General features: G+C 72.2%; 13 protein-coding genes and 2 pseudogenes. 9 read left to right on the forward strand and 6 right to left on the reverse strand.

The annotated features are described in order from the left end of the window. Nucleotides 1-118, reverse strand: a pseudogene (locus B1L11_RS52850) (alpha-glucosidase C-terminal domain-containing protein); the annotation flags it as partial. A gap of 6 nt (nucleotides 119-124) precedes the next feature. Between B1L11_RS52850 and yvcK the strand changes: the two are divergent. The 7 genes from yvcK to B1L11_RS36730 all read left to right on the forward strand — a co-directional run bounded on the left by yvcK (nucleotide 125) and on the right by B1L11_RS36730 (nucleotide 6,316). Then, complete coding sequence (yvcK, locus tag B1L11_RS36700; protein ID WP_256863204.1) at nucleotides 125-1,216, forward strand: uridine diphosphate-N-acetylglucosamine-binding protein YvcK; 1,092 nt, start codon at nucleotides 125-127, stop codon at nucleotides 1,214-1,216. Between the two features lie 63 nt (nucleotides 1,217-1,279). Next, complete coding sequence (gene whiA / locus B1L11_RS36705; RefSeq protein ID WP_079319876.1) at nucleotides 1,280-2,260, forward strand: DNA-binding protein WhiA; 981 nt, start codon at nucleotides 1,280-1,282, stop codon at nucleotides 2,258-2,260. 306 nt (nucleotides 2,261-2,566) lie between these two features. Next, complete coding sequence (gene gap / locus B1L11_RS36710) at nucleotides 2,567-3,571, forward strand: type I glyceraldehyde-3-phosphate dehydrogenase (protein ID WP_079319877.1); 1,005 nt, start codon at nucleotides 2,567-2,569, stop codon at nucleotides 3,569-3,571. Next, on the forward strand, nucleotides 3,571-4,758 hold the full coding sequence (pgk, locus tag B1L11_RS36715) for a phosphoglycerate kinase (RefSeq protein ID WP_079319878.1): 1,188 nt from the start codon (nucleotides 3,571-3,573) through the stop codon (nucleotides 4,756-4,758). Before gap ends, pgk begins: the two co-directional genes overlap by 1 nt. Continuing rightward, a complete protein-coding gene (gene tpiA / locus B1L11_RS36720) occupies nucleotides 4,759-5,538 on the forward strand; it encodes a triose-phosphate isomerase (protein ID WP_079319879.1) in 780 nt (259 codons plus the stop codon). Between the two features lie 124 nt (nucleotides 5,539-5,662). Next, nucleotides 5,663-5,893 carry a preprotein translocase subunit SecG gene (secG, locus tag B1L11_RS36725; protein WP_076441471.1) on the forward strand — a complete coding sequence of 77 codons (231 nt, stop codon included), beginning with the start codon at nucleotides 5,663-5,665 and terminating at the stop codon, nucleotides 5,891-5,893. Between the two features lie 75 nt (nucleotides 5,894-5,968). Beyond that, nucleotides 5,969-6,316 (forward strand): RNA polymerase-binding protein RbpA, encoded by a 348-nt coding sequence (locus tag B1L11_RS36730; RefSeq protein WP_079319880.1) that lies wholly within the window; start codon nucleotides 5,969-5,971, stop codon nucleotides 6,314-6,316. Nucleotides 6,317-6,361: 45 nt separating this feature from the next. Here the strand turns inward: B1L11_RS36730 and B1L11_RS36735 are convergent, their stop codons facing one another. Next, complete coding sequence (locus B1L11_RS36735) at nucleotides 6,362-7,249, reverse strand: LysR family transcriptional regulator (protein ID WP_079319881.1); 888 nt, start codon at nucleotides 7,247-7,249, stop codon at nucleotides 6,362-6,364. A 118-nt stretch (nucleotides 7,250-7,367) separates the two neighbouring features. Between B1L11_RS36735 and B1L11_RS36740 the strand changes: the two genes are divergently transcribed. Next, nucleotides 7,368-8,261: an MBL fold metallo-hydrolase gene (locus tag B1L11_RS36740; RefSeq protein WP_079319882.1), complete on the forward strand. Its 894-nt coding sequence runs from the start codon at nucleotides 7,368-7,370 to the stop codon at nucleotides 8,259-8,261. Between the two features lie 21 nt (nucleotides 8,262-8,282). Here B1L11_RS36740 and B1L11_RS36745 read toward each other — a convergent pair whose 3' ends face one another. From B1L11_RS36745 to B1L11_RS52855, 3 genes are read right to left on the reverse strand one after another with little or no spacing between them, the layout of a single operon-like run. Next, nucleotides 8,283-8,924: a response regulator transcription factor gene (locus B1L11_RS36745; RefSeq protein ID WP_079319883.1), complete on the reverse strand. Its 642-nt coding sequence runs from the start codon at nucleotides 8,922-8,924 to the stop codon at nucleotides 8,283-8,285. Next, nucleotides 8,921-9,487 carry a sensor histidine kinase gene (locus tag B1L11_RS36750; protein WP_256863205.1) on the reverse strand — a complete coding sequence of 189 codons (567 nt, stop codon included), beginning with the start codon at nucleotides 9,485-9,487 and terminating at the stop codon, nucleotides 8,921-8,923. Before B1L11_RS36750 ends, B1L11_RS36745 begins: the two co-directional genes overlap by 4 nt. Continuing rightward, nucleotides 9,484-10,833 (reverse strand): hypothetical protein, encoded by a 1,350-nt coding sequence (locus B1L11_RS52855; RefSeq protein WP_256863206.1) that lies wholly within the window; start codon nucleotides 10,831-10,833, stop codon nucleotides 9,484-9,486. Before B1L11_RS52855 ends, B1L11_RS36750 begins: the two co-directional genes overlap by 4 nt. A gap of 167 nt (nucleotides 10,834-11,000) precedes the next feature. Here B1L11_RS52855 and B1L11_RS36755 point away from each other — a divergent pair, with 167 nt between their 5' ends. Then, nucleotides 11,001-11,600 carry a hypothetical protein gene (locus B1L11_RS36755; protein WP_079319885.1) on the forward strand — a complete coding sequence of 200 codons (600 nt, stop codon included), beginning with the start codon at nucleotides 11,001-11,003 and terminating at the stop codon, nucleotides 11,598-11,600. A 13-nt stretch (nucleotides 11,601-11,613) separates the two neighbouring features. Here the strand turns inward: B1L11_RS36755 and B1L11_RS52860 are convergent. Then, nucleotides 11,614-13,022 (reverse strand): annotated as a pseudogene (locus tag B1L11_RS52860) (amidohydrolase). Between the last annotated feature and the right edge of the window lie 37 nt (nucleotides 13,023-13,059).

Raw genomic sequence — 13,059 nt, forward strand, 5'->3', positions numbered from 1 at the left:
GCGAAGCGCGAGAGGTTGTTGACGCACAGGACCACGTCGTCGCCCTCCTCCCGCAGGAAGGCCAGCACGCTCGGGTTGGCGACCACAGCTCGTTGTAGCTGCCGGTGCCGAAGATCGGCACGACATGAGCGCCACGGCTCCGCAGAGCGGTGCTCGTGGCGAGGCGAGGAGGACGATGAAGGACCCCGCCCCCGAACCCGCGGACCCCTCCGTCCCCCGATCATCCCCGGAACGTCCCCAACCCCCGGCAGCCCGATGCTTCCCCCCGCACCCCGCGACCGCCACGAGCGGCCCGAAGGTCGTCGCGCTCGGCGGCGGCCACGGCCTGTACGCCTCCTTGTCGGCCCTCAGGACCGTCACGGACGACCTGACCGCCGTGGTGACGGTCGCCGACGACGGCGGCTCCAGCGGGCGTCTCAGGCGCGAGCTGGGGGTTCTGCCGCCCGGTGACCTGCGGATGGCGCTCGCGGCCCTGTGCGGCGACGACGAGTGGGGCCAGACCTGGAGCGAGGTCGTCCAGCACCGTTTCAGAAGCGAGGGCGAACTGCACGGCCACGCCGTCGGCAACCTCCTCATCGTCGCGCTCTGGGAGCTGCTGGAGGACCCCGTCGTCGGCCTGGAGTGGGTGGGCCGGCTGCTCGGCGCGCACGGCCGGGTGCTGCCCATGGCCTCGGTGCCACTCGACATCCAGGCGGAGGTCGAGCTGGACGGGACGATCACGACGGTGCGCGGGCAGGTCGCCTGCGCGCTGACGCCCGGGCGGGTGCGCTCGATCTCGCTGCTGCCGTCCGACCCGCCCGCCTGCCCCCAGGCGATCGAGGCGATCGAGGCGGCCGACTGGGTGGTGTTCGGGCCGGGGTCCTGGTTCACCAGCGTGCTGCCGCACCTGAAGGTGCCCGAGCTCGCCCGGGCGCTGCACGAGACGAGCGCCAGGCGGCTGGTGATCCTCAACCTCGCGCCGCAGGCGGGGGAGACCGACGGCTTCTCGCCGGAACGGCACCTGGAGGTGCTCAGGGAGCACGCCCCCGCACTGGTCGTCGACGCGGTGATCGCGGACGGCGGTGTGGTCGCCGACCCGAGGGCGCTGGAGAAGGCGGCCTGGTCGATGGGCGGCCGAGTCGTTTTGGCCGATGTGGCCGCCTCTGACGGATCTGCGCGGCACGACGGACCACGTCTTGCCGCTGTCCTGGATGAGATTTTCCGTGAGAAGCGGTGATTGCGTGCTCCCAAGGTGCGAGAGACTGACGGGCAGAGTCTGTCTGGGGGAGGACACGAGCTGATGGCCATGACGGGTGTGGTGAAAGACGAGCTGAGCCGCCTTCCGGTGCTCAAGCCCTGCTGCCGCAAGGCGGAGGTCTCGACGCTGCTGCGGTTCGCCAGCGGGCTGCACCTGGTGGGCGGGCGCATCGTGATCGAGGCCGAGCTCGACACCAACGCCACCGCCCGCAGGCTGATCAAGGACATCGGCGAGGTCTTCGGCCACAAGGCGGAGGTGCTGGTCCTGGCCCCCGCGGGACTGCGCAAGGGCTCGCGCTACGTCGTGCGCGTCTACAAGGACGGCGAGGCGCTGGCCCGGCAGACCGGCCTGATCGACAACCACGGGCGTCCCGTGCGGGGGCTGCCCCGGCAGGTCGTCTCCGGGGCCACCTGCGACGCCGAGGCGGCCTGGCGGGGCGCGTTCCTCGCGCACGGCTCGCTGACCGAGCCCGGCCGGTCGATGTCGCTGGAGGTGACCTGCCCCGGGCCGGAGGCGGCGCTGGCCCTGGTGGGCTCGGCCCGGCGGCTGAAGATCCATGCCAAGGCCCGCGAGGTGCGCGGCGTCGACCGCGTGGTCGTGCGCGACGGCGACGCGATCAGCGCGCTGCTGACCCGGCTCGGCGCCCACGACAGCGTGCTGGCCTGGGAGGAGCGGCGGATGCGCCGCGAGGTGCGGGCCACCGCCAACCGCCTGGCCAACTTCGACGACGCCAACCTGCGCAGGTCGGCCAGGGCGGCCGTCGCCGCCGGCGCGCGGGTGCAGCGGGCGCTGGAGATCCTCGGCGACGACGCCCCCGAGCACCTGGTGATCGCCGGCCGGCTGCGGGTCGAGCACAAGCAGGCGTCCCTGGAGGAGCTCGGCCAGATCGCCGACCCGCCGCTGACCAAGGACGCCATCGCCGGGCGCATCCGGCGGCTGCTGGCCATGGCCGACAAGCGCGCCCAGGACCTCGGCATCGCCAACACCGAGGCCAACCTCACCGCCGACATGCTGGCGCAGTAGCGACGCCTTACGTTCCGTCCCCGGTTCCGTCCCGGTCCTGTCCCGGCCGCCGGACGGTCCGCCATGCCGCCCTCGCGCCGTCCGGTCGGGCGTCCGCGGGCGCCCGGGCGAGGGCCCCGCGGAAGGGGTGAGGCGGGGTCGTCGTCGTGCGGAAACGGCCCGCTCACCGGCTCGTCCGGCCTGACACGCCGTCAAAGCGTGGCCCGGTGGTCTACACCAATTTGGGTCCGATAAGGTCTGTCATTGAGGTTTAACACAGCCCTGGCGCCGGTACTCCGGCGCACGACGTACGAGGAGATCGGATCCGTGAGCATCCGCGTAGGCGTCAACGGCTTCGGCCGTATCGGCCGCAACTTCTGGCGCGCTGTGGCGGCCAGCGGCAAGGACATCGAGGTCGTCGCCGTCAACGACCTCACCGACAACGCCACGCTGGCCCACCTGCTGAAGTACGACAGCATCCTGGGCCGCCTGCCGTACGAGGTGAAGGCCTCGGCGGACGAGATCACCGTTGACGGCAAGGCGATCAAGGCGTTCGCCGAGCGCGACCCCGCCAAGCTGCCCTGGGGCGACCTCGGCGTGGACGTCGTCGTCGAGTCGACCGGTCTGTTCACCGACGCCACCAAGGCCAAGGTGCACGCCGACAACGGCGCGAAGAAGGTCATCATCTCCGCTCCGGCGAAGAACGAAGACGTGACGATCGTCATGGGCGTGAACCACGAGAAGTACGACCCGGCCGCTCACACGATCATCTCCAACGCCTCCTGCACCACCAACTGCCTGGCCCCGATGGCCAAGGTCATCAACGACACCTTCGGCATCGAGAAGGGTCTGATGACCACCATCCACGCCTACACGCAGGACCAGAACCTGCAGGACGGCCCGCACAAGGACCTGCGCCGCGCCCGCGCCGCCGCGCTGAACATCGTCCCGACCTCCACCGGCGCCGCCAAGGCCATCGGCCTGGTCCTGCCGGAGCTGAAGGGCAAGCTCGACGGCTACGCGCTGCGCGTGCCGATCCCGACGGGCTCGGCCACCGACCTCACGGTCGAGGTCGGCCGCGAGACCACCGTCGAGGAGGTCAACGCCGCGCTCAAGGCCGCCGCCGAGGGCCCGCTGAAGGGCTACCTCAGCTACACCGAGGACGAGATCGTCTCCAGCGACATCGTCACCGACCCGTCGTCCTGCATCTTCGACGCCGGCCTCACCAAGGTCATCGGCAACCAGGTCAAGGTCGTCGGCTGGTACGACAACGAGTGGGGCTACTCCAACCGCCTCGTGGACCTCATCGAGTACGTGGGCGCCTCCCTCTGATGATCGGAATCGACGAGCTCGACGTGAAGGGCCGGCGCGTGTTCGTGCGCGCCGACCTCAACGTCCCCCTCGACGGGGAGACGATCACCGACGACGGCCGCATCCGGGCGTCGGTGCCGACGATCAGGAAGCTGATCGAGCGCGGCGCGAAGGTCGTCGTCGCCGCCCACCTCGGCCGCCCCAAGGGCTCCGTCACGCCGAAGTACTCGCTCGCCCCGGTCTCCCGGCGGCTGGCCGAGCTGCTCGGCGAGGACGTGGCGTTCGCCACCGACGTGGTCGGCGAGTCCGCGCAGAGCGTGGTGGCGGGCCTGCAGGACGGGCAGGTCGCCCTCCTGGAGAACCTGCGCTTCGAGCCGGGTGAGGAGTCCAAGGACGACGCGGTCAGGGGCGAGTTCGCCGACAAGCTGGCCGCCCTCGCCGAGCTCTACGTCGGCGACGGCTTCGGCGCGGTGCACCGCAAGCACGCCAGCGTCTACGACCTGCCCAAGCGGCTGCCGCATGCGGCGGGCGACCTGGTCCTCGCCGAGGTCGAGGTGCTGCGCAAGCTCACCGAGGACCCGGCCAGGCCGTACGTCGTCGTGCTGGGCGGCGCGAAGGTCTCCGACAAGCTCGGCGTGATCGCGAACCTGCTGTCCAAGGTGGACCGCCTGCTCATCGGCGGCGGCATGGCCTACACGTTCCTGAAGTCCCAGGGCCACGAGGTGGGCAAGTCGCTGCTGCAGGAGGACCAGATCGACCAGGTCAAGGGCTTCCTCGACGAGGCGGCCTCCCGCGGGGTCGAGCTGGTGCTGCCGGTGGACGTGCTGGCCGCCACGGAGTTCGGCGCCGACGCGCCGTACGAGGTCGTGGACGCCACCGCGATCCCGGCCGACCGCGAGGGCCTCGACATCGGACCCCGCACCCGGGAGCTGTTCGCCTCGAAGCTGGCCGACGCCCAGACCGTGTTCTGGAACGGCCCGATGGGCGTGTTCGAGTTCGACGCGTTCTCCGGCGGCACCCGCGCGGTGGCCGAGGCGCTGGTGAGTTCCAAGGCGTTCACGGTGGTCGGTGGCGGCGACTCGGCGGCGGCCGTGCGCAGGCTCGGCCTGCCCGAGGACGGCTTCTCGCACATTTCCACCGGTGGTGGCGCGAGCCTCGAGTACCTCGAAGGCAAGACGCTGCCCGGACTCGCGGCGCTGGAGGAGTAGATGTCCCGCAAGCCGCTGTTCGCCGGCAACTGGAAGATGAACCTCAACCACCTCGAGGCCATCAACCTGGTGCAGAAGCTGGCGTTCACGCTGACCGACCGCGACTACGACAAGGCGGACGTCGCGGTCATTCCGCCGTTCACCGACCTGCGCAGCGTGCAGACGCTCGTGGACGCCGACAAGCTCCGCATCGCCTACGGCGCCCAGGACCTGTCGGCGCAGGACTCCGGCGCGTACACCGGGGAGATCTCCGGGGCCATGCTGGGCAAGCTCGGCTGCACGTACGTGCTGGTGGGCCACTCGGAGCGGCGGCAGTACCACGGCGAGGACGAGGCGCTGTGCAACGCCAAGGTCAAGGCCGCCTACCGGCACTCGCTGACGCCCATCCTGTGCGTGGGCGAGGGGCTGCCGGTGCGCCAGGAGGGCCGCCACGTCGAGCACACGCTGGCCCAGCTCGACGGCGCTCTGGAGGGTGTGCCCGCCGAGCAGGCGAAGTCCATCGTGATCGCGTACGAGCCGGTCTGGGCGATCGGCACCGGTGAGGTCGCCACTCCGAAGGACGCCCAGGAGGTGTGCGGCGCCATCAGGACGCGACTCGCCGAGCTTTACGGTGCCGATGTGGCCTCTGTTGTCCGTATCCTTTACGGTGGCTCGGTGAAGTCGGACAACGTCGCCGGCATCATGGCGGAGGCCGACATCGACGGCGCCCTCGTGGGAGGGGCCAGCCTCGACGCGGGAGAATTCGCCAAGATCTGCCGATTCGGCGAGACCGCCGGCTAGCTGAGCCGTTTGGGGGGTGCGACTTGACATCAGGACGTACCCTCAAAGAACACAATTGAATCGTCACGCCGATGGCATCGTGCACAACGCGTCGTGCACGCCCGGACATAGGAACAGGTCTACGGTGACAATCGGAATCTCCATCGCCCTCATCCTGTCGAGCGCTCTGATGGTGCTGCTCGTCCTGCTCCACAAGGGCAAGGGCGGCGGCCTGTCCGACCTGTTCGGAGGCGGGTTCTCGTCCTCCTTCGGCGGTTCGTCGGTGGTGGAGCGTAACCTGGACCGTCTCACCATCATCACCGGCATCGTCTGGTTCGTCTGCATCATCGCGCTGGGCCTGCTGCTCAAGCCGTAGCGGACGGCCTCCGGCCACGCGTGACAGAGATTCACCTCCCCCCGTCCGCGGGGCGATCGAGCAAGGAGTTCATCGGTGGGTAGTGGCAACGCGATCCGTGGCAGCCGAGTCGGCGCCGGCCCCATGGGAGAGGCCGAACGCGGCGAGGCCGCCCCCCGTGTGCGGGTCTCGTTCTGGTGTGCGAACATGCACGAGACGCGCCCGAGCTTCGCCAGCGACGCGGCCGTCCCCGAGTTCTGGGACTGCCCGCGGTGCGGGCTGCCGGCCGGGCAGGACCAGTCGAACCCGCCTGCTCCGCCGAAGAACGAGCCGTACAAGACGCACCTCGCGTACGTGAAGGAGCGCCGTAGCGACAAGGACGGCGCGCAGATCCTCGCCGAGGCGCTGGAGCGGCTGCGCTCCTCCTCCCGCCCGATCTACTGATCCGGACGACCGTGAAGGCCCTTCCCGCCCAGGCGGGGAGGGCCTTCACGTATGTGCAGGCTCCCGGCCGGCGGTGCGGTACACGGCCGCGGCGATGTGGGTGAACGAGCGGATCAGCGGGTTGGCGTCGGCGCTGTTCCAGGCCAGGACGAGGCGGCTGGGCGGCATGTCGGCCAGCGGCACCGACGTGAGCCCCTCGGGCAGCGCGTGGGCCGTCGGCGCCAGCCCGACCGTGCCGTTCCACAGAACGGCCTGCAGGCATTCGTGGACGGTGCGCACCACCGGGCCGTCCCTGAGCTCGCCGCCGGGCGTGGAGGCGTTCCAGTAGGCGCGCCAGACGGGATCGGCGCCGTCGGGCAGCCGGAACCACGGGCGGTCGGCGAGGTCGCTCAGGTGCAGGGTCTGGTGGCGGGCGAGCGGGTCGTCGGCACGCAGGACCACCCCCATGGGGTCGGAGCGCAGCAGGCGGGTGGTGATCCCGGTGTCGTCGAACGGCTCCCTGGTGAGGGCGACGTCGACGAGCCCGGCCCGGAGGCCCGTGGTCGGGTCGGTGAAGTCGGCTTCACGGACGCGGACCTGGACTCCGGGGTGACGCCGGCGGAAGGTCGCGGCGAGCCGGGATCCGGCCTGTTCGGCGCTGTCCGCGAGCGTGCCGATGGTCAGGGTGGCGGCGCCGGCCGCCGCGGCGACCCGGGCGCGCACCCGCTCGGCCTGCTCCAGCAGCGCGCGTGCCTCGTCGTAGAGCGCGGCGCCGGCGGCGGTCAGCGTGACGCCGGTGGGCGACCGGTGCAGCAGGAGGGCGCCGAGGTCGGCCTCCAGTTGCCGGACGGCGCGGCTCAGCGGCGGCTGGGTCATGTGCAGGCGCGCGGCGGCCCGCCCGAAGTGGCGCTCCTCGGCGACCGCCACGAAATAGCGCAGCGAGCGTAGGTCCATCACCGGCGACGATACCGCCACGGTATCGGGCGTGCGCAACCGGTGTTGGACGCGGCGGAGCATCCCGTAATGGACTGGAGCGGCCCGGTTGTCAGGCTCTCCGAGGAGTGAATCTCCCATGTCCGAACACATGCTTCCCGAGCCCGTCGTGCGGATCGAGGAGGTGCGGGAACTCGCCCGCGACCTGGTGGTGATCCCCAATCGCCGGGTGCAACTGGTGCCCAACATCGGCGTCATCGGCGGCACGCATTCCGTGCTGGTCGTCGAGACCGGAATGGGCCCGCGAAACGCCGAGACCGTGCTCAAGTTCGCGGCGGAGTACGCGGCGGGCCGCCGGCTCTACCTGACCACGACGCATTTCCACCCCGAGCACGCGTTCGGGGCGCAGGTGTTCGCCGGGGAGGCGACGTTCCTGGTCAACCGGGCGCAGGCCGAGGACCTGGCCGCGAAGGGCGCCGCCTACCTCGACATGTTCAGGGGGCTCGGCGAACCGGTCGCCCGGCAGCTGGAGGGCGTCGAGATCGCCACTCCGGACGTGGTCTACGACGACGCGTACGACCTCGACCTGGGCGGCCGGGTGGTGCGGCTGCGGGCCGCCGGGCGGGCGCACAGCAGGGGCGACCAGGTGATCACGGTCCCCGACGCCGGGGTGATGTTCACCGGCGATCTTGTTGAGGCCGGGCAGTTCGCCATCTTCCCGTGGTTCCCGCCGCACGACACCGACGTGTCCGGCACCCGCTGGATCACCGTGATGCGGCGGCTGGCCGACGCGTCGCCGCGGGTGGTGGTGCCCGGCCACGGCGACGTCGGCGGCCCGCAACTGCTCGCCGATGTCCGCGACTACCTCGAACTGCTGCGTGACGAGACCTGGGCGCGCCGGGACTCGGCCGTGAGCGAGGAGACGATCGTCGAGGAGGTCAGGGCGCTCATGATCGAGCGGCACCCGGAGTGGGCCGGCCGGGAATGGATCGAGAAGGGCGTCGGCTGCCTGTGCGCCGAGCACCCCGCCTGACGCGCTTTGCGGGGGAGCGCGTCACAGGCCGCATTCGTAGGCCAGCACCACCGCCTGGATCCGGTCGCGGGCCCCGAGCTTGGCCATGATCCGGGAGACGTGCGTCTTCACGGTGGCCTCGCCGACGAACAGCTCGGCGGCGATCTCGGTGTTCGACAGGCCCCGGGCGACCAGCCTCCAGACCTCGACCTCCCGCGGGGTCAGCCTGTCGGCGCCAGGAGGAAGGGCGGCCTGAGCCGGAGGACGCCGCGTGTACGCCTCGATCAACCGGCGCGTGACCGACGGAGCGAGCAGGGTGTCCCCGCGGACCGCCGTGCGCACGCCCGCCACGAGTTGCTCGTCCGGAAGGTCCTTGACGAGGAAGCCGCTGGCTCCCGCCCGCAGCGCCTCGTAGACGTACTCGTCCAGGTCGAACGTGGTCAGCATGATCACGTGGACGTCGGGCATGGCGGCGAGGATCTGGCGTGCGGCGGCGAGCCCGTCGAGGCCCGGCATGCGGATGTCCATCAGCACGACGTCCGGCCGCAGGTCACGGGCGAGCGCGACGGCCTCGTGGCCGTCCCGCGCCTGGCCGGCGACGTCGATGTCGGGCTCGGCCGACAGGATGGTGCGCAGCCCGGTCAGCACCAAGGGCTGGTCGTCGGCGAGCAGGACGCGGATCACGCTGCTTCCTCCAGAGGGAACGCGGCACGGACGCCGAAGCCGCCGCCGGGCCGGGGACCGGCCGCGAACGTGCCGCCGCAGGCGGCGCTCCGCTCGGCCATGCCGCTGAGGCCGTGCCCGGCGGAGGTGGACAGCGCCGGCCGATCGGCGGGCGGGGTGTTGCTCACGTCGACCGCCAGGGTCCGCCTCGTGCGCGTGATCCTGACGCGGACGAACGCGCCCGGAGCGTGCCGGGCCGCGTTGGTCAGTGCTTCCTGGACGATCCGGTAGGCGGCCGCGTCGACCGCACGCGGAAGCGGCGCCCCCGTGCCGGTGTCCTGGTCCACTTCCAGGGTCACCCGCAACCCGCAGCCGCTCGCTCTTTCTGCGAGCGTGGGCAGGCCGCCGAGCCCGATCGTGGCGGGGACGTCGGCGAGTGCGAGTGAGAGCAGGAGCGGGCGCAACTCGCCGAGCGCCTCGGCGAGCGTGCGGCGCAACACGGCCACGTGCTCGCCGGCCAGGTCGGGGCGAGTCTCCCAGACCCGCCGTGCGGCGGTCGCCTGAAGGACGATGACCGTCATCATGTGCCCTGCGGCGTCGTGGAGGTCCCGGGCGAGGCGGGCCCGCTGTTCGTCCAGCGCGGCGGTCGCGCTTCTCCGGGTCTCCTCCGCGACGGCGATGGTGGTCCGCGCCCGCGCGGCCAGCGCCTCGGCGCCGCCGCGCAGCACGCGGCCGCCGCCCAGCAGCCGGCGATCACCGCGACCGCCCCGGTCGCCTCCGGCGCCGTGATCAGCGCGGCGGAGCCGGCGAGGCCGAGGCCCGCGCAGCCCAGCAGGCAGAGCGCGAGCCCGGCCAGCGCCCCGCGGATCGGGCAGGCCACACCGAGAATGAACGGCGACACGACGAGGACCCCGCAGGGCGCGAGACCGTCGAAGGGATCAGGGCTCGCGGTCGCCGCCGTGTAGGCGAGCGTGACAGCCAGGCAGATCACGGCGCAGGTCAAGGGATGCCGCCTGGCCCACGCCAGTGGGGCCGCGACCCTCGCCGGCACCCCGTCCCGCCACTTCGGGACGATCAGGGCCAACCTGCCCGCGGGGCGAAGCCCGCTCCAGGTCGTCTCGGGCAGGTTCGCGGCGGCGAGCGCCTTTCGCACCTGCGTCCGCAGCTCCGCGACCTCGCGGACCGGCCGCCTGTCGCCGGTGCTCGGCGCCCGGAGCTCCCCGACCAGCGTACGCATCCGGGTCAGCAGGTCCCGGGCGATCCGTTCCAGCGCGGTGACGTCCGCCAGCCCGGTGACCGCCGCGTGCCGCCTGGTCTCGTCCAGGCCGCGGAGCAGAACGTCCAGGGCGTCGAAGACCCGCCGCCGTTCGCGGGAGAGCTCCTCCGCGATCCGCTCGTCCCGCGCCGCTCGCAGCCGTTCCGTCCCCGCGTCCAGCCGCCGGCCGAGCCGGTCGCGCGCTCCCACGACGCCGCCGACGACCGCCGGCGCCAGCACCAGCGACGCCACGAGGAACGTGTCGGCCGAGGCGCGTGAGTACCCCTGCGAGGGCCCCAGATACTGGGCGGTCGCCACCCCGGCCGTGGCCAGCGCCAGGCCCGCGACGAGCGGCCACGTCGACGCGTACGCGCCGAGCGAGTACGTGGCGACCATGATGGCGAGAAACGCCGGAGCCGTGCTGGCCTGCGGGGAGGCGACGACCTCGGTCACGGTGACCACGGTCACGACGGCGACCGCCGTCGCCGGACGGCGACGCCGGTGGGCGAGGGCCAGCAGCCCGCCCGCGGCGACCACCGCGCCCACCCGGCCGCTGAGGGTCGCCGGCCCGTCCAGGGCGGCCGCCGCGGCCATGACCAGCGCGAGCGCGGCCGCGAGCAGCAGATCGCCGCTGACGGCCGTACCCCATCGGGATGGCGGGAAGAGCTGGTCCATCGCCCGAAGATTAGGCCCCGTCCGCTTCCGTGTCGTCCCACCACGGGCGGACTCCTGGCTCATGCGGCGGGCGGACGGGATTTCCCCGCGCGGCCGGACGACCGGCGGCCTGCCGGTTCCTAGTGTCGTCGCCGACCGTCGGATGACCACATCGAGGGAGAACACCGATGACGACATCGGCCAAGGCCCACACCGGACCCGCGCGCCTGCCGTACGGGCTGGCCCAGGCCGGCCTTCTGACGGGCGCGGCGTCGGCCGCCGCGCTCGCCCTGCTCGACCTGTTCACGTCCGTGCCGCAGCACGACCGGCTGATCGACGCCGCCGACTACGCGTTCACCGCGGACGGGTTCCCCTTCGTCCTGGGCATGCTGGTATCGGTCGCGGCGATCCACGCGCTGCACGGCGGCCGCGACGGCCGGCTCGGCTCGGTGGCGCTCGTCCTCACGACGGTCGGGATGCTCGGCTTCCTGCCTCCGCTCGCGGTGTCGCTCGTCAGCGGCGACGCCGAGTCGCTCGGCCCGGTCTACCTCCTGTCCATGCTCGTCTCCCTGATCGGGCTGGTGCTCTTCGCGGTCGCCCTGGTTCTCGGCAGGGCCCTGCCCTGGTGGGCCGGTCCGTCGCTGGCCGTCGGCTGGGTGGTCGGCGGCCCCGTCGGGGAGGGCGGTCCGCTCGGTTTCCGCGGCTCGGCGCTGCTGCTCGCCGCGGCCTGCCTCGCCGTGGCGTTCGCCGTGTCCCGGCACCGCGCCGCCCTGGCCGGGGACCGCTGAAGCGCCGCCCCGGCTACCCGCCGTGCACCGGCTCGCCGTCGAGGAACGTCATGACGACCTTGGTGGTCCAGATGTCCTTCGGGTCGAGCGTGAAGGGGTCGCGGTCGAGCACGACGAGGTCGGCGGGGCGGCCCTCCTCGATCACCCCGGCGGGGGAGCGGTTGATCCAGGCCGAGCCCTCGGTGTAGGCCGTCATGATCGTCCGCAGGTCGAGGCTCTGCTCGGGCAGGAAGGGCGTCTGCGCCGTGGGGTACGTCGCGTGGACGGAGCCGCCCGGCTCGGTGCGGTTGACCGCCACGTGCATGGCCTCCAGCGGGTTGGCCGAGGAGACCGGCCAGTCCGAGCCCCCGGCGAAGCGGGTGCCGTGCCGTACGAGGTCGGCGAAGGGGTACTGCCAGGAGGCGCGCTCCTCACCGAGGTAGGGGATGCACAGCTCGTCCATCTGCAGGTGGTGGGTCGCCCACAGCGCCTGCAGGTTGGCCGTCACCCCGAGCTCGGCGAAGCGCGGCACGTCCTGCGGCGTGATGATCTGCACGTGCGCGATGTGGTGCCGGTTGGCGGGGTCGGTGCCGGTCAGCGCGTCGAGCGCCTCGCGCACGGCCCGCTCGCCGATGGCGTGGAAGTGCACCTGGAAGCCCAGGGCGTCGAGCTCCTTGACGTACCCGCCGAGCAGCGCGGGGTCGATGTACGACAGGCCGGTGCCGCCGCAGCGGCAGTAGGGCTCGATGACGGCGGCGGTGAAGTTCTCGGGGATGCCGTCCTGCATGATCTTGACGGAGGTCGCCCGGAACCGGTCCAGGCCCTCGGCCATCGCGCGCCGCTCGACCAGGCCGGGGATCTGCTCGGCGCCCCGGGTGCGGTCCCACCACAGGGCGCCGACCACGCGCGCCTTCAGCCGTCCTGAGGAGGCCGCGGAGAGGTAGGTGGGCAGCTGGTCGTCCGACCCGGCGTACGACCCGACGATGGCGTCCTGCCAACCGGTGATGCCCAGCGAGAACAGGTGGGCCTGCGCGTCCATCAGGGCGCGTCGGCGTCGGCCGGGGTCGGGCGCGGGGTGAGCAGGCCGACGAGGTCCATGGCGCCCTCGTGCAGCACGCCGCTCGGCGTGCCGTCCGGGTCGCGCTCGATGCGGCCGTCCGCGGGGTCGGGGGTGTCCTTCGTGATGCCGGCGAGCTCCAGGGCCCGCGTGTTCACCCAGGCGGCGTGGTGGTCGCGCTGCACGAAGTACGCCGGCCGGTCGAGGAAGTCGATCTGGGACCGGTGGGGGAGGCCGCCGGGGAAGGCAGACATGTCCCAGCCGCCGCCATCGATCCACTCCTTGTCCGGATTTTTCGCGGCATAGTCGGCGATCTTCGCCCTGTAGGCGTCGAGCCCGTACACCTCGGACAGCTCGCACTTGGCCCGCTCCAGCCCGGCCTGCACCGGATGGACGTGGGCGTCGTGAACCCCGGCGTCAGCA

The organism is Microbispora sp. GKU 823, from assembly GCF_002027145.1.
Taxonomy (GTDB): domain Bacteria; phylum Actinomycetota; class Actinomycetes; order Streptosporangiales; family Streptosporangiaceae; genus Microbispora; species Microbispora siamensis.

Excerpts from the sequence above, each read along its gene's own strand:
- tpiA (WP_079319879.1), top strand. The coding sequence starts at position 4,759 with ATGTCCCGCAAGCCGCTGTTCGCCGGCAACTGGAAGATGAACCTCAAC.
- B1L11_RS36740 (WP_079319882.1), top strand. The coding sequence starts at position 7,368 with ATGTCCGAACACATGCTTCCCGAGCCCGTCGTGCGGATCGAGGAGGTG.
- whiA (WP_079319876.1), top strand. The coding sequence starts at position 1,280 with ATGGCCATGACGGGTGTGGTGAAAGACGAGCTGAGCCGCCTTCCGGTG.
- B1L11_RS36755 (WP_079319885.1), top strand. The coding sequence starts at position 11,001 with ATGACGACATCGGCCAAGGCCCACACCGGACCCGCGCGCCTGCCGTAC.
- yvcK (WP_256863204.1), top strand. The coding sequence starts at position 125 with ATGAGCGCCACGGCTCCGCAGAGCGGTGCTCGTGGCGAGGCGAGGAGG.
- B1L11_RS52855 (WP_256863206.1), bottom strand. The coding sequence starts at position 10,833 with ATGGACCAGCTCTTCCCGCCATCCCGATGGGGTACGGCCGTCAGCGGC.
- pgk (WP_079319878.1), top strand. The coding sequence starts at position 3,571 with ATGATCGGAATCGACGAGCTCGACGTGAAGGGCCGGCGCGTGTTCGTG.
- B1L11_RS36750 (WP_256863205.1), bottom strand. The coding sequence starts at position 9,487 with ATGATGACGGTCATCGTCCTTCAGGCGACCGCCGCACGGCGGGTCTGG.
- B1L11_RS36735 (WP_079319881.1), bottom strand. The coding sequence starts at position 7,249 with ATGGACCTACGCTCGCTGCGCTATTTCGTGGCGGTCGCCGAGGAGCGC.